The following is a 14,333-nucleotide window of genomic DNA, read 5'->3' on the forward strand; positions in this document are numbered from 1 at the left end:
ATGAAATTGCGCCGGCGTCATTCTAACGCAGGCAAAGGGGGAGCGAGTTATTTCCGGCGGGCCCGGGGATGGGCACGATCGTAGACGTCGGCCAGGTGCTGGAAGTCGAGATGGGTGTAGATCTGTGTGGTGCTGATATCGGCATGGCCAAGCAGCTCCTGGACGGCCCGCAGATCACCGCTGGATTCGAGGATATGCGTGGCAAAGGCGTGGCGCAGCATATGCGGGTGAACGGGTTGATCGAGCCCCTGGCGACGGGCCAGTTCGCCGAGCCGTCGCTGGATGCTGCGATGGGACAGCCGCTTGCCCCGGCGGCTGACAAAAAGGGCCGGTTCCCGGGGATCGGCCAGCGCCCCCCGAGCCGCCAACCACGCGGCCAAGGCCCGGCGGGCGCCTTTGCCCACCGGCACCACCCGGGTGCGGGCGCCTTTGCCGACGACCCGCAGCGCGTCCGGGTCACGGGCAACCTCGGTTGCATCCAGTGCGGCCACCTCGGCCAGCCGCAGCCCGGCGCCGTAGACCAGTTCGAAGATCGCCCGATCCCGCACGGCCAGGGGGTCATCGCCGCCGCTGGCGGGCGGGTCCAGAAGCCGGGCGGTGGCATCCACATCCAGGCTCCTGGGCAGCCGCCGGTGTTGCCGGGGGGCGCGGATATCGGCTGCGGGGTCATGGGCGACCCGCCCTTCACGCTGAAGGTAGCGATAGAGCCCGCGGACCGATGAAAGCCGGCGCTGCAGCGAGCGCGGGCCCAGGCCCTGGCGATGGGCGCTGGCGATCCATTGCCGGATATCATCGGCCCCGACCCGGCCCCAGTCGCTGATGGACCGGGTTGCCAGATAGCCCGCCAGCGCCTGAAGATCGCGGCGATAATGATCGCAGGTGAGATCCGAGAGGCGACGCTCGTCGCGCAAGTGGGCCATATAGGCGTCGATGGCGTCGGCCAGCGGGCCTTCGCTCAAGCTCGTGTCCCCGCCAGCGAGCGTCGCAGGATGCGCGCTGCCAGTGCCCCGAGTTGACCCAGAAAGACCGTGCCCTGGTCCTCCTGGTAGCGGTCGGCGTCGCGACTGCCAATGGCCAGAAAGCCGCGCAGCGGTGCCTCCTCCATGGGGATGATCGCCGCCGAGGCAAGGTCGTCGGCCTGGTCGTCAAAGACCAACGTCATCAGGGTATCGTCGAGGTTGCCCAGCACCGGTGCATCGCCGGGGAAATGCGCTTCGAGCTGTTCGCTGCGCGGGTCGTCCAGGGCCAGTGTGGGAACCCCGGCGGCGAGGGACTCATCGGTGATGAGGATCACCTGCACCACGTCGGCGCGGAACTCCTGGCGCAACCCGTCTCGCAGTGCGACCAGGACATGTTCCAGGTCTTCGGCGGCCAGCAGCTCGAGGGTAAAGCGGTGCAGCTGATCGGCCAGCCGGTCATTGTCGCGGGCCACCGTCAGCAACGCCTCGAGTCGCTGCGACAGATCGCGGGTTTCTTCGCGCAGCACCGCCACCTGGTATTCGATCAGCGAGGTGGTGCCTTCGCCGGCGTCATGGGGGATGTCGAGCTCGGCCAGGAGGTCGCGGTGCTGGCGCAGTAGCGCCGGATTCGCCCGCAGATAGTCCAGGACCTGTTGCTCGTCGGTCGCCGGGGTGTCGGGGGCGGATTCCGGGGTTTGTCTGCTCATGCCTTGTCCGTTAGGTAGCTGCCTTCGAAAACCCGTTCGGCGGGCCCGGTCATCATGACCGATTGACCCTCGCCTTCCCAGTCTATCACCAGCTCACCGCCGGGCAGGTCAACCCGCACCCGGTGGTCCAGCCAGTCGTTCACCACCCCGACCACCACCGCCGCGCAGGCGCCGGTTCCGCAGGCGGGCGTCTCTCCCACGCCCCGCTCGTAGACCCGCAGACGGATATGGCCGCGGTCGATGATCTGCATGAAGCCGGCGTTGCAACGGGCCGGAAAACGGGGATGGGCCTCGATGGCCGGTCCCAGACGGGCCACCGGTGCGTTGTCCAGATCCGTCACCGGCAGGACGGCGTGGGGGTTGCCCATGGAGGCGGCGCCGATGGCGTAATCGCTGCCGGCAACCTCGAGCGGATAGAGCGGCGCCCTGGCCGGTGCATCGAAGGGGATCCGCGCGGGTTCGAGCACTGCCGGGCCCATGTCCACGGCAACCCGCGGGGGGGCCAGCAGCTCGACCCGGGCCAGCCCCCCGGCGGTTTCAAAGCAGACCACCGCGCCGTCGATCAGCCCTTTGTGGTGCAGCAGCCGGGCGGCACAGCGAACGCCATTGCCGCAGTGCTCGACTTCGCCGCCATCGGCATTCCAAATGCGATACCGGTAGTCGGCCCCGGGCCGGGTGCTCGGCTCGACGAGCAAGACCTGGTCGCAGCCAACGCCGTGGCGCCGGTCCGCCAGCGCCCGGACCAGCGACGCGTCCACGTCCAGGGGCCGGGTGATGCCATCGAGCACCACAAAGTCGTTGCCAAGCCCCTGCATCTTGGTAAACGGCAGTCCCATCAGCGCTCCAGCAGCGTCTCGCCCCGCCACAGATCCTCGAAGGACTCCCGCTGGCGGATGACATGGGCGGTGTCGCCGTCCACCAGGATTTCTGCCGGCCGGGGCCGAGCGTTGTACTGCGAGGCCATGGCGAAGCCGTAGGCGCCGGCGCCGTGGATGGCCAGCACGCTGCCGGGCCGGAGCGCGAGCGAGCGCTCGGCACCCAGCGTGTCAGCGGTCTCGCAAACCGGCCCGACGATGTCGTAGGCCCGGGCGGGGACCGCTTCCGGCGCCACGGTCTCGATCCGCTGCCAGGCCTGGTAGAGGGCAGGACGCATGAGGTCGTTCATGGCCGCATCCACCACGGCAAACTCGCGGTGGCCGCTTTTGAGGTATTCCACCCGGGTCAGCAGCACGCCGGCCTCGCCCACCAGGGCCCGGCCGGGCTCCATGAGCAGTGTCTGGGGGCGTCCCTCGAGCAACGGGCCAAGCCGCTCGGCCAGTGCCGCCGGTGTCGGCGGGGCCTCGTCGCGGTAGCGGATGCCCAGCCCGCCGCCGATATCCAGATGCTCGAGCGTGATCCCGGCGGCCTCGAGCCGATCCACCAGGGCCAGACTGCGGGACAGGGCGTCGGCCAGGGGGTCCAGCTCGGTGAGCTGCGAGCCGATGTGGAAATCCAGCCCGGTTACCTCGATGCCGGCCATAGCCGCGGCCCGGTGGTAGAGCGCCTCGGCGGCGTGGATATCGATGCCGAACTTGTTTTCTTTCATCCCGGTCGAGATATACGGGTGAGTCCGGGCGTCGACATCCGGGTTGACCCGCAGCGATATCCGCGCCCGCTCGCCCCGGGCGCTGGCAATACGGGCGATGCGCTCGAGTTCCGGCTCGGATTCCACATTGAATGCAAGGATGCCGGCCTCGAGCGCCTGTTCGATTTCTTCGTCGCGTTTGCCCACGCCCGAGAACACCACCCGCGCCGGGTCGCCTCCGGCTTTCATCACCCGGGCGAGCTCGCCCCCCGAGACAATGTCGAAACCGCTGCCAAGGCGGGCGAGCAGCTGCAGGATGGCCAGGCTGCCGTTGGCCTTGACCGCGTAGCAGATCAAGTGCGGATGGGCGGCGAAGGCCTGGTCGTAGGCCCGCCACGCCGACTCGATGGCGGCCCGGGAGTAGACATAAAGCGGTGTGCCATGGCCATCGGCCAGCGCCCTGGCATTGCAGCCCTCGATCCACAGCTCGTCGTTGCGGCGGCTCAGGCTCATGGCGTCGCTTCCGCGGCCGGCTCGTCCGCCGGCGGCGGGTAGAGATCACCTTTGACGCCGCAGCCGGCGAGGCAGATGACGAGGGCCATCAGGGCAAGGGTTTTCAGCATAGGGCAGGCCGATGATTGGTTTGGTGCCAAGTATAACGGGTCAGGCCGGCATTTTCGGCCCTTCCACCCTGCGCTAGGCTAGTGCGTCCTGCAAGCCATCCGGGGAATGATCGTGGAGACGCTCGAGACCGTCGAGATTGGACCGGCCTCGGCCCAGGCCAGCGTGATCTGGCTGCACGGGCTGGGTGCCAGTGGTCATGACTTCGAACCCATTGTCCCCGAGCTCGGGTTGCCGGCGGAGGCGGCGGTGCGGTTTGTCTTTCCCCACGCACCCACCCAGCCGGTGACCTTGAACGGCGGTATGCCCATGCCGGCCTGGTATGACATCTACGGCCTCGGTCCCGGGACGCCGGCGGACGAGCAGGGACTGGACCGGGCTGCCGGATGGATCGAGGCTTTGATCGCCCGCGAGCGCGAGCGGGGCGTGCCTGCCCAGCGGCTGGTGCTTGCCGGATTCTCGCAGGGCGGGGCCCTGGCGCTGCATGCGGGGTTGCGCTATGCCGATGGGCTGGCCGGGATCATGGGGTTATCCACCTACCTGCCGTTGCAGGACCATCTTTCTCAGGCGCGGGCCGCCGCCAATCGGGGGACGCCGGTTTTTCTCGCCCATGGCGACCAGGACCCGGTGCTGGATATCAGCCTGGGTGAGGCCGCGCGGGATGCGCTGGTGGGGCTCGGCCACCAGGTCCAGTGGCAGACCTATCCCATGGCCCATCAGGTCTGTGCCGAGGAGATCGGCGATATCAGTGCCTGGCTCTACCAGGTGCTGGCGCTCTAGTCCTCGGCAAGGCGTGCCCGGGCCTCGGCGATGCGGGCCCGGACCTGTGCCGGGGCGGTGCCCCCGAAATGATCCCGGGCGGCCACCGAGCCCTCGAGGGTGAGCACCTCGTAGACGTCGGCCTCGATCAAGGCCGAAAAGCCCTGGAGCTCGGCAAGCGGCATGTCGGCCAGATCGCGCCCGCTGGCCACACCCGCGGCCACGGCCTGGCCGACGATGGCATGGGCATCCCGAAAGGCCACACCCTTGCGCACCAGGTAGTCGGCCAGATCCGTGGCGGTGGCGAACCCTTCGCGGGCGGCGGCCCTTGTGCGGTCGCGGTTGACCGTCATGGCCGGCACCATGTCGGCAAACGCCCGCAGGCTGTCGCGCAGGGCATCGGCGGCGTCGAACAGCGGTTCCTTGTCTTCCTGGTTGTCCCGGTTGTAGGCCAGGGCCTGGCCCTTCATGAGGGTGAGCAGGGTATGCAGCGCCCCGTGGACCCGCGCGCTTTTGCCGCGCACCAGCTCGGCCACGTCGGGGTTTTTCTTCTGCGGCATGATCGAGCTGCCGGTACAAAACCGGTCGGGGAGTTCGATGAAGCCGGTCAGCGGCGAGGCCCAGAGCACCAGTTCTTCGGCCATTCGCGAGAGGTGGGTCATCACCAGCGCCGCTGTCGAGGCGAACTCGATAGCGAAGTCCCGGTCCGAGACGGCGTCCAGCGAGTTGCGGGTCGGGGCGTCGAACGCCAGCGCTTCGCAGGTCATCCCCCGGTCGATGTTAAAGGTAGTCCCGGCAAGGGCCGCCGAGCCCAGCGGCATCTGGTTGAGCCGGACACGGGCATCGGCCAGACGCGCCTCGTCGCGGGTCAGCATTTCGTACCAGGCCATCATGTGGTGGCCAAAACTCACCGGCTGGGCGACCTGCAGATGGGTAAAGCCCGGGATGATGGTATCCACCTCGCGCTCGGCCAGATCCACCAGCCCCGCCTGGAAGCGTCGCAACAGCCCGATGCTCTCGTCGGTCGCCGTGCGCAACCAGAGCCGGATGTCGGTGGCGATCTGGTCGTTGCGCGAGCGGCCGGTGTGCAGCCGCTTGCCCGCTTCGCCGATGCGCTCGGTCAGGCGCGCCTCGATGTTCATGTGGACATCTTCCAGTGCCGGATCCCAGGGGAATTCGCCGGCCTCGATCTCGGCGGCAATGGCATCCAGGCCCTCGAGGATGGCGTCGGCGTCGTCCTGGCTGATCACCCCCTGGTGGGCCAGCATCCGGGCGTGAGCCTTAGAGCCGCGAATGTCTTCGCGATACAGCCGTCGGTCGAAATGCTCCGAGGCGCTGAACTGCGCCACGAAGGCGTCGGTGGCCTCGCTGAAGCGGCCGCTCCAGAGGGTGTTTTTGTCTGCCTTGGCCATGCTGGATCCGTGCTCGATATCGGTAGCGTGAGTATACCAGCCCCCCGCCGTCGTTCGTCGGTTGTGAACCGGTTGGCGGATTTCCGACGCCGGTCGGCGCATCCTTTCGCCTGCGCCGAACGGACTCGGCCGCCGGCGCTTTTCCACGACATCAAGGAGGCAGACCGATGAAGATCGTTATTGCATGTGAGAACCGGTCACTGCGTCAGCGACTCGCCCGTCTTGCCGCCAAGGGGCGTGATTGCTCGATCAACGGCGTGCTCGAGTCGACCGCCGATGCGGTGGATCGCCATCGCGTGGATCACGCCGATGCCGTGGTCATCGGCATTCGTGACGAGCGGGACCTGCAGGCCGTTCTGGCGCTTGGCCAGTGCCAGCCCGGGCCCGCCATCGTGCTTGCGAGCGGTTTTGACGATCCCGTACGCCCCACGCTCGAGACCATCGGCATGGAATACGTGCTCGATAACGTCTCGCCCCAGCGGCTGGTTACGGCGTTGCACCGGGCGCGGCCATTGACCACCGGTCAGGCCCATGCCATCCAGTCAATGCTCGAGCGCGGTGGCCGCCGACATCTGCTGGCGCGTCGGCCTGGCGGACTCAACCTCATCCCGGTCGATGGGGTCCGCTACCTCAAGGCCGAACACAAATACGTCACGGTCCAGCACGACGACGGCGAAGACCTGATCGAGGAATCGCTCTGCCAGCTCGAAGAAGAGTTCGAGCCACGTTTTCTGCGTGTCCACCGCAGCGCCCTGGTGGCGCGGGACGCCCTGCGGGGGCTGGAAAAGGACTGGGATGGTCGCACCCATGCGCTCATCGATGGCTGCGACGACCGCGTCCCGGTGAGTCGGCGCCGGCTGCCGCAGGTCCGGCGCTGGCTCAAGCAGGCCGGAAGCGCCTGATATTTTCTCTCCAACGCCGCAGGCGGTATGGTTGCGGCCATCATTACCCGGTCCGTGACCGCCATCGAAGAACACGCCCGACCATGCCGCCTGAACCACTACGTATTGCCACCCGTCGAAGCCCGCTTGCTGTCTGGCAGGCCGAACATGTGGCCCGACGTTTGCAGGACCGGCACCCGGGCCTCGATATCCAGCTGGTGCGCATGTCCACCCGGGGAGACGAGATCACCGATCGGCCACTGATGGCCGTCGGGGGTAAGGCGTTGTTCGTCAAGGCGCTCGAGGAGGGCATGCTCGAAGGCCGGGCGGATATCGCCGTGCACTCCATGAAGGATGTGCCCGCCCGGGTGCCCGAGGCCTTCCGCCTGCCGGTCATCCTCGACCGCGAAGACCCCTGTGATGCCTTTGTCTCGGCCCGCTACGGCGATGTCCGCGAGCTCCCCGAAGGCGCCCGGGTGGGCACGGCAAGCCTGCGTCGCGAATGTCAGCTGCGCGCCCGTCGCCCGGATCTGATCGTCGAGTCGCTCCGCGGCAATGTGCAGACACGGCTGGCAAAGCTCGATCGTGGTGAGTTTGACGCCATTGTGCTGGCGGCTTCGGGGCTGCGACGTCTGGGGATGGGCGATCGCATCACCCGGGTGATGCCGCCCGAAGACAGCCTGCCGGCGGTGGGCCAGGGCGCGCTGGGCATCGAGTGCCGGGCGGGGGATGCGGAGGTACAGCGGCTCATTGCCACGCTGGATGACGCCGACACCCATGATCGGGTGGCGGCCGAGCGCGCGGTGAATGCCCGGCTCGAGGGCAGTTGTCATGTGCCGCTGGCCGCCTATGCGGTGCTGGAGGGGGATGCCCTGTGGTTGCGGGCCCTGGTCGCCAGTCGCGACGGCCGCCGCGTGTTGCGGGCCGAGGGGCGGGCGCCCCGCGATGAGGGACCGGCGCTGGGTGATCGCCTTGCCGCCGACCTACTGGCCCAGGGGGCCGGCGACATCCTGGCCGAGGTCCATTGAGTCGGGGTCTGGTGGATGCCCGTATCCTGCTGACCCGCCCCGCCGGTCAGGCGGCGGCACTCGGCCGGATGCTGGCCTCGCGCGGGGCTTTGGTGTTGCAGCGACCGACACTGGCTATTGAACCGCTGCCGGTCCAGGCGCCGCCAACGCGAAAGCCTGACTGGGTGGTGTTCATCAGTCCCAATGCCGTTCGCTACGGGTTGCCCGCACTGGCCGGCTCGGGGCTGGTAGCAGGGGCAGTGGCGGCGGTTGGTCCGGGCACGGCGTCGGCGTTGAACCAGGCCGGGGTCACCGTGACGGTGGCGCCAACCCGCGGCGGGGGCGCCGAGGCACTGCTCGCCGAGCCGGCGTTTGATCCTGCCCCGGGGCAGCGGGTGTTGATCATCCGCGGCGAGGGGGGGCGACGTCGGCTGCAGGCGCCATTGCAGGCCCGGGGTGTCATACTGGAAGAGCTGGCGGTTTACCGGCGCATGCCGGCGGCTTGTCGTCTGGATGTCCCGGACGATTGGCTGGCCGTGCAACTGGATGCAGCCGTTGTGACCAGTGTCGCGGGTCTGCAGGGGCTGCTCGCGATGGCCACACCTGCCGCGCTAGAGTGGGTAATGGATGCCGCACTCGTTGTTGTCAGCGAACGGGTGGCCGCGGCTGCCCGCCAGGCCGGGTGGGTCGCGGTAACGGTCGCCGACGGTGCCGACGACACAGCCCTTTTGGCGGCGCTGGAGCAGGCCCTGGAGAGGCAAAAAGATGACTGAAGAGAAGGACCAGCCGGAGGCAAAACCGGCCGATCAGCCACCGGTGGAGGCCACCGCGGAGACCGGATCCACCGATGAGGCCACCGACACGGGCGACGCTGGCCAGGGATCGCGAACCGGCGACGGGGACGAGACCGCCAGCGCCCCGGCCCGCCGCCGCGGATGGGGGCTGGCCGTGCTGTGGGTGGCCCTGGTTGCGACGGCTGCCGGTGTCGGGTACCTGTACTGGCAGGTGCAGTCGTTGCAGGCGCAAACCGCAGCGATGGTCAGCCAGTCGGCACTGGAGCGCCTTGCCGATCGTCACGACACCGCGCTGGGCGAACTCTCTGGGCGGGTCAGCAACCTCAACGAACAACTCGAATCGCGACTCCAGTCCCTGGCGCGTATCGAAAACCGGCTGGCCGATGGCCAGTCCGAGCGCGAGACCCTCATCGACCGGGTGGATCAGCTCTACCGTCGGGCCCAGTCCGATGCCGATGACTGGCGCCTGGCCGAGGCCGCCTACCTGGCCCAGCTCGCCATTCAGCGTCTGGAGCTGATGGACGATGTCGGCGGGGCCCTGGAGGCGCTGGAACGGGCCGACCAACGGCTGGCCGGCCTGGGCGGTGCCGGGGTGGACCGTCGCGAATCCATCGCCGCGGCGGTGGACCGACTTCTGGATGTCGAGCGTCCGCAGCGCCGACGGATCAATACAGCCCTGGACGAGTTGGCCGGCCAGCTCGAGCGCCTGCCGCTGGCCGCCTCTGCTCTGACCCGCGTCGAGGCCAAGGACACTGGGCCGAGCGAGGATGGCGGCGTCAGCGAGGGTTGGCAGGGCCGGCTGGAGCGGGCCTGGCAGCGTTTGCGACAGGGCCTCGGCGAGCTGGTGGTGGTCAGCCGCGACCGCGATGTGCAGCCGCTCCCCGACGCCAATGCCCGGTTCCTGCTCGAGCAGAACCTGCTGCTGCAGATCGAATCGGCCCGGGTGTCGGCGTTACGTGGCGAGACGGCCGCGTATCAAAGCGCCATTGAACGGCTGGATGCCTGGGTGGCCACCTATTTTGATCCTGGTGCCGAAGCGGTGATCGCCGCCCGTGAGACCCTCGCCACCCTTGCCGAGCGTCGGGTGGCCATCGATCCGCCGGCCATCCGGCCGCTGCTGGCGCCGGTACTGGATGACGGGGTGAGTCAGTAATGCGACGCGTGATCCTGCTGGTCCTGCTGCTGCTCGTGAGCGTGGCCGGTGCGTTGTGGCTGGAGGCCCGGCAGGGGTTTGTCCTGCTGCGACTCGGAGAGCTTACCGTCCAGGCCAGTCTGTTTGTCGCCGCCCTGGCGGTGATCGTGGCCGGTGTGCTCATCTGGCTTGTGGTGGGGCTTTTGCAAAAGCTCTTCCGCGCCCCGGGGAGGGTTCGCGGCCGCTGGCAGCGCCATCGCCGGGTACGGGCCAACCGCGAGCTGGTCGATGGGCTCATCGAGCTGGCCGAGGGCCGCTACGCGGCGGCCGAGCGGCATCTGCAGACCACCGCGGAGGCCGCGTCGCAGCCGGTGGTCCATCATCTACTCGCGGCCCTGGCCGCCCATCGTCAGGGTGACTGGACGCGTCGCGACCAGCGGCTGGCGGATGCCGACCTTTGGGACGACCGCGCCCGGGTAGCCGTCAACGTGGTCAAGGCCCAGCTTCAGGTCGACGCCGGTCAGTGGGAAGAGGCCCTCGCCACCCTGGGTTGGTTGCGCGAGCGTGCCCCGGGCAATCCACGGGTGCTGATGCTGCTCACCGATGCACTGCAGGCGGTGGGTGACGAACAACGGCTCATCGAGCTTTTGCCCGACCTGCGCCGCAGCGAGGCGATCGACGAAAACCGCCTGGCCAGCATCGAGCGTCGAGCCTTCGACCGGCAGCTGACCCAACTGGGTGTCGAGACCTCGGCCGATGCGCTCGAGCGGGTCTGGAAGGGCCTGCCCCGGTCGCGGCGTCGCGATCCGCATCTGCAGGCGCGGTTTGCCCGGGCATTGATCGCCGCAGACTGTCCGGCGACAGCGGAAAAGCGGCTTCGACGGTGGTTGAAGCGTCGGTGGGAGCCGGCGTTGGTGGAGGTGTTCGGTGAGCTTCGCACCGACCCGCCGGAGAAGGCGCTGCAACCGATCGCCGAGTGGTTGCAGCAGCGCCCGGACGATCCGGTGTTGTTGCTGGCCGCCGGCCGACAGGCCCTGGCCGCCGAGCACTGGGGCCAGGCGCGCAACTATCTCGAGGCGGCCGTTGCCCGAGGGCGCGAACCAGCGGCACTGCGCCTTCTAGCGGATCTCTACGAGCGCCTTGGCGAACAGGAACACGCCCGGCGAACCTATCGCCAGGCGCTGGGCATGGATGGCGGCGAGCCGCTGGCGGCCCCCGCCTCAGACGGTCAGAACGGTTGACCCGGTGGTCTGCCGTGCCTCGAGGGCACGGTGGGCCTCCGCGGCCTGGGCCAGGCCGAACCGGCGGCCGATCTCGATGGACACCACTCCCTTGGCCACGACATCAAACAACGCCTCGGCGGCCGCCCGCATCGGCTCACGTTCGCCGACGTAATCGAACATGGTCGGCCGGGTCATGAACAGCGAGCCACCGGCGGCCAGCTCGCCGACCTCGATGGCCGGGGGCTTGCCCGAGGACTGGCCAAAGCTCACCAGCATGCCACGGCGCCGCAGACAGCCCAGGGACTGGCGCAGCGTATCGGCGCCCACCGAGTCATAGGCAACGGCAACCCCCTCGCCGCCGGTGATCTGGCGGACACGCTCGCCGATATCCTCATCACGGTAGAGAACGGGATGGTGGCAGCCGTGGGCGCGGGCCAGTTCGGCCTTGGCCTCACTGCCCACGGTGCCAATCACGGTGGCGCCGAGATGACGGGCCCACTGGCAGAGGATCAGGCCCACGCCACCAGCGGCGGCATGGACCAGAACCGCATCCCCCGGCTGCACGGCATTAACCCGTTTGAGCAGCATGTGTGCGGTCATGCCCTTGAGCATCATCCCGGCGGCCTGCTCATTGCCAATGACGGCGGGCAGCTTGACCAGACTATCGGCGCTGATCACCCGCTCTTCGGCATAGGCCCCGGGGGGACGAGCGGCGTAGGCCACCCGATCGCCGACGTCCACATCCGACACGCCCTCGCCCACGGCGATGACCTCGCCGGCGGCCTCGAAACCGGGGGTAAAGGGCATGGCCGCCGGCTGATAGACACCGGTACGAAAGTAGACATCGATGTAGTTGAGCCCGATGTGACTGTGATGCAGCCGAACCTCGCCGGGGCCGGGGTCGGCCACCGTCACCGACTCGAGACCGAGCACCTCCGGGCCGCCGAACTGATGGATGCGAATGGCGTCGGTCATGGGTTACCTCCCTGGTCACCGGCCGCCATGGCTGCCTCGACACCCGCCAACGCGGTCAGGTTGACCACGCCGCGCACGGTCACCGATGGGGTGAGGATATGGGCCGGTTTGGACATCCCCAGGATAATGGGTCCGATAGAGACCGCATCGGTCACGGTCTTGAGCAGGTTAAAGGCGATATTGGCCGCATCCAGCGTGGGCATGATCAGCAGGTTGGCTTCGCCCTCGAGCTGCGAGTTGGGGAAGATGCGGTTGCGGATTGCCTCGTTGAGGGCGGCGTCGCCGTGCATCTCGCCTTCGACCGCCAGCGACGGATCGCGGTCTTCGATGAGCTGCAGCGCCTCGCGCATCTTGGCCGCCTCGGGCGCATCCGAGGTGCCGAAATTGCTGTGCGACAGCAGCGCCACCTTGGGGGTCATGCCAAAACGCCGAATCTCGTCGGCGGCCAGCACCGTCATCTCTGCCAGCTGGTGGGCGTTGGGGTTCTGGTTGACGTAGGTGTCGCACAAAAAGAGCGTGCCCTTGGGGGTGATGATGGCGTTCATGGCCGTTAGGTTGCGCACCCCGGTTCGCCGTCCCAGCACCTCGTTGACGTAGTCGAGCTGGCGGTGATACTTGCCCACCGCGCCCGAGAGCATGGCATCGGCCTCGCCCCGCCGGACCATGAGCGCGGCGATGACGGTGTTGCGCGTGCGCACGATCTGTCGGGCACGGTCCGGTGTGACGCCGCGCCGCTCCATGATGGAGTGGTAGAGCTGCCAATATTCCTTGAATCGCGGATCGTCCTCGGGGTCGACCAGCTCGACATCCTGGTCCAGCTCGAGCCGCAGCCCCAGGCGCTCGATGCGCATCTTCACCACCCGACGGCGGCCGATGATGATCGGCTTTGCCAGGCGATCGTCCACCACCAACTGAACCGCCTGGAGGATGCGCTCGTCCTCGCCATCGCCATAGACCACCCGTTTGGGGTCCTGGCTGGCCCGCTCGAAGATAGGCTTCATGAGCAGGCCCGACTGGAAGACATAGTCGGACAGGCGCCGCTTGTAGGCGGTGAAATCTTCGATGGGGCGGGTGGCCACGCCGCTTGCCATGGCCGCACGCGCCACCTCGGGCGCGATGCGGGTGATCAGCCGTGGGTCGAAGGGCTTGGGGATGAGGTATTCCGGGCCAAAGGAAAGCGGCTTGCCGCCGTAGGCGGCGATCACCACATCCGATGATTCCATGGTGGCCAGATCGGCAATGGCGCGGACACAGGCCTTTTTCATCTCGTCGTTGATGGTGGTCGCCCCGACATCCAGTGCGCCGCGAAAGATGAAGGGAAAGCACAGGACGTTGTTGACCTGGTTGGGGTAGTCGGAGCGGCCGGTGGAGATGATGGCGTCCGGGCGGGCCGCCAGGGCCTCTTCGGGCCAGATCTCGGGTGTCGGGTTGGCCAGCGCCATGATCATGGGCTTGTCGGCCATGCGCTTGACCATATCGGCGGTCAATACCCCCGGCGCCGACAGGCCAAGAAAGATATCCGCATCGGCGATCGCCTCATCCAGGCCGCGGGCGTCGGTGTCGGCGGCATAGACCGCCTTGCGGTCGTCCATGTATTCCTTGCGGCCGCGGTAGATGACGCCCTGACGGTCGGTGGCGATGACGTTCTCGGGGCGCAGCCCCATCGACACCAGCAGATCCAGGCAGGCGATGGCCGAGGCCCCGGCGCCCGAGGTCACCAGCTTGACGTCCTCAAAGCGCTTGTCCACCAGTCGCAGACCGTTGTAGATGGCCGCCGCCGCGGTAATGGCGGTACCGTGCTGGTCGTCGTGGAAGACCGGGATGTTCATGCGCTCGCGGAGTTTTGCCTCCACCTCGAAGCACTCCGGCGCCTTGATGTCCTCGAGGTTGATCCCGCCAAAGGTCGGCTCGAGGCGGGCAATGGTCTCGACCAGGGCATCGGCATCGGTCTCGTTGACTTCGATGTCAAAGACGTCGATGCCCGCGAACTTCTTGAAAAGGACCCCCTTGCCCTCCATGACCGGCTTGGAGGCCAGCGGGCCGATGGCCCCCAGGCCCAGGACCGCGGTGCCGTTGGTGATCACGCCCACCAGATTGCCCCGGGCGGTGACCCGGGCGGCTTCGCGCTCGTCCTCAACGATCGCCTCGCAGGCGGCGGCCACGCCCGGGCTGTAGGCCAGGGCCAGATCCCGCTGGTTGGCCAGGGGTTTGGTCGGAGCGACCTCGATCTTGCCGGGGGTGGGTTGGCGGTGGTACTCGAGCGCGCTTTGTTTGAAGTCCTCTGCCATGGTCGTTCCCT

General features: G+C 68.0%; 14 protein-coding genes. 6 read left to right on the plus strand and 8 right to left on the minus strand.

The window, feature by feature from the left end; translation table 11 throughout:
- Positions 1–47: 47 nt before the first annotated feature.
- Genes xerC through lptM form a run of 5 tightly spaced genes read right to left on the minus strand, consistent with a single transcriptional unit; the run spans position 48 to position 3,853 of the window.
- Entirely contained in the window at positions 48–959 is a 912-nt protein-coding gene (gene xerC / locus V6X73_RS07325) for a tyrosine recombinase XerC (RefSeq protein ID WP_367959144.1), read from the minus strand.
- Positions 956–1,666 (minus strand): DUF484 family protein, encoded by a 711-nt coding sequence (locus V6X73_RS07330; RefSeq protein ID WP_367959143.1) that lies wholly within the window; start codon positions 1,664–1,666, stop codon positions 956–958. Before V6X73_RS07330 ends, xerC begins: the two co-directional genes overlap by 4 nt.
- On the minus strand, positions 1,663–2,502 hold the full coding sequence (gene dapF, locus V6X73_RS07335) for a diaminopimelate epimerase (RefSeq protein WP_367959142.1): 840 nt from the start codon (positions 2,500–2,502) through the stop codon (positions 1,663–1,665). Before dapF ends, V6X73_RS07330 begins: the two co-directional genes overlap by 4 nt.
- Positions 2,502–3,743, minus strand: a complete 1,242-nt coding sequence (gene lysA / locus V6X73_RS07340) for a diaminopimelate decarboxylase (RefSeq protein ID WP_367959141.1) — start codon at positions 3,741–3,743, stop codon at positions 2,502–2,504. Before lysA ends, dapF begins: the two co-directional genes overlap by 1 nt.
- Positions 3,740–3,853 (minus strand): LPS translocon maturation chaperone LptM, encoded by a 114-nt coding sequence (lptM, locus tag V6X73_RS07345; RefSeq protein WP_367959140.1) that lies wholly within the window; start codon positions 3,851–3,853, stop codon positions 3,740–3,742. The genes lysA and lptM overlap by 4 nt, the downstream gene beginning before the upstream one ends.
- Before the next feature lie 106 nt (positions 3,854–3,959).
- Between lptM and V6X73_RS07350 the strand changes: the two genes are divergently transcribed.
- Positions 3,960–4,631, plus strand: coding sequence for an alpha/beta hydrolase (locus tag V6X73_RS07350; protein ID WP_367959139.1), 672 nt, complete (start codon positions 3,960–3,962; stop codon positions 4,629–4,631).
- Here V6X73_RS07350 and argH read toward each other — a convergent pair.
- Positions 4,628–6,022, minus strand: coding sequence for an argininosuccinate lyase (gene argH, locus V6X73_RS07355; protein WP_367959138.1), 1,395 nt, complete (start codon positions 6,020–6,022; stop codon positions 4,628–4,630). The genes V6X73_RS07350 and argH overlap by 4 nt on opposite strands.
- 167 nt (positions 6,023–6,189) lie before the next feature.
- On the opposite strand from argH, the gene V6X73_RS07360 reads away from it, so the two are divergent.
- The 5 genes from V6X73_RS07360 to V6X73_RS07380 all read left to right on the plus strand — a co-directional run bounded on the left by V6X73_RS07360 (position 6,190) and on the right by V6X73_RS07380 (position 11,077).
- Positions 6,190–6,924 carry a LytR/AlgR family response regulator transcription factor gene (locus V6X73_RS07360; RefSeq protein ID WP_367959137.1) on the plus strand — a complete coding sequence of 245 codons (735 nt, stop codon included), beginning with the start codon at positions 6,190–6,192 and terminating at the stop codon, positions 6,922–6,924.
- A gap of 83 nt (positions 6,925–7,007) precedes the next feature.
- Positions 7,008–7,931 carry a hydroxymethylbilane synthase gene (hemC, locus tag V6X73_RS07365; RefSeq protein ID WP_367959136.1) on the plus strand — a complete coding sequence of 308 codons (924 nt, stop codon included), beginning with the start codon at positions 7,008–7,010 and terminating at the stop codon, positions 7,929–7,931.
- On the plus strand, positions 7,928–8,683 hold the full coding sequence (locus V6X73_RS07370; RefSeq protein WP_367959135.1) for a uroporphyrinogen-III synthase: 756 nt from the start codon (positions 7,928–7,930) through the stop codon (positions 8,681–8,683). Before hemC ends, V6X73_RS07370 begins: the two co-directional genes overlap by 4 nt.
- The gene (locus V6X73_RS07375; protein WP_367959134.1) at positions 8,676–9,857 is read left to right on the plus strand and encodes a uroporphyrinogen-III C-methyltransferase; all 1,182 of its coding nucleotides are present in this window, start codon (positions 8,676–8,678) and stop codon (positions 9,855–9,857) included. The genes V6X73_RS07370 and V6X73_RS07375 overlap by 8 nt, the downstream gene beginning before the upstream one ends.
- Complete coding sequence (locus tag V6X73_RS07380; RefSeq protein WP_367959133.1) at positions 9,857–11,077, plus strand: heme biosynthesis HemY N-terminal domain-containing protein; 1,221 nt, start codon at positions 9,857–9,859, stop codon at positions 11,075–11,077. The genes V6X73_RS07375 and V6X73_RS07380 overlap by 1 nt, the downstream gene beginning before the upstream one ends.
- Here V6X73_RS07380 and V6X73_RS07385 read toward each other — a convergent pair.
- Positions 11,057–12,034 carry a quinone oxidoreductase family protein gene (locus V6X73_RS07385; protein WP_367959132.1) on the minus strand — a complete coding sequence of 326 codons (978 nt, stop codon included), beginning with the start codon at positions 12,032–12,034 and terminating at the stop codon, positions 11,057–11,059. The genes V6X73_RS07380 and V6X73_RS07385 overlap by 21 nt on opposite strands.
- Positions 12,031–14,322, minus strand: coding sequence for an NADP-dependent malic enzyme (locus tag V6X73_RS07390; protein ID WP_367959131.1), 2,292 nt, complete (start codon positions 14,320–14,322; stop codon positions 12,031–12,033). Before V6X73_RS07390 ends, V6X73_RS07385 begins: the two co-directional genes overlap by 4 nt.
- Positions 14,323–14,333: the final 11 nt, after the last annotated feature.

Source organism: Spiribacter pallidus (assembly GCF_040838495.1).
Taxonomy (GTDB): Bacteria; Pseudomonadota; Gammaproteobacteria; order Nitrococcales; family Nitrococcaceae; genus Spiribacter; species Spiribacter pallidus.

Bases quoted from the DNA above. Each gene is read 5' to 3' on its own strand.
- lysA (WP_367959141.1), bottom strand. From the start codon at position 3,743: ATGAGCCTGAGCCGCCGCAACGACGAGCTGTGGATCGAGGGCTGCAAT.
- V6X73_RS07380 (WP_367959133.1), top strand. From the start codon at position 9,857: ATGCGACGCGTGATCCTGCTGGTCCTGCTGCTGCTCGTGAGCGTGGCC.
- V6X73_RS07375 (WP_367959134.1), top strand. From the start codon at position 8,676: ATGACTGAAGAGAAGGACCAGCCGGAGGCAAAACCGGCCGATCAGCCA.
- argH (WP_367959138.1), bottom strand. From the start codon at position 6,022: ATGGCCAAGGCAGACAAAAACACCCTCTGGAGCGGCCGCTTCAGCGAG.
- dapF (WP_367959142.1), bottom strand. From the start codon at position 2,502: ATGGGACTGCCGTTTACCAAGATGCAGGGGCTTGGCAACGACTTTGTG.
- V6X73_RS07385 (WP_367959132.1), bottom strand. From the start codon at position 12,034: ATGACCGACGCCATTCGCATCCATCAGTTCGGCGGCCCGGAGGTGCTC.
- V6X73_RS07350 (WP_367959139.1), top strand. From the start codon at position 3,960: ATGATCGTGGAGACGCTCGAGACCGTCGAGATTGGACCGGCCTCGGCC.
- V6X73_RS07360 (WP_367959137.1), top strand. From the start codon at position 6,190: ATGAAGATCGTTATTGCATGTGAGAACCGGTCACTGCGTCAGCGACTC.
- lptM (WP_367959140.1), bottom strand. From the start codon at position 3,853: ATGCTGAAAACCCTTGCCCTGATGGCCCTCGTCATCTGCCTCGCCGGC.
- V6X73_RS07330 (WP_367959143.1), bottom strand. From the start codon at position 1,666: ATGAGCAGACAAACCCCGGAATCCGCCCCCGACACCCCGGCGACCGAC.
- V6X73_RS07390 (WP_367959131.1), bottom strand. From the start codon at position 14,322: ATGGCAGAGGACTTCAAACAAAGCGCGCTCGAGTACCACCGCCAACCC.
- hemC (WP_367959136.1), top strand. From the start codon at position 7,008: ATGCCGCCTGAACCACTACGTATTGCCACCCGTCGAAGCCCGCTTGCT.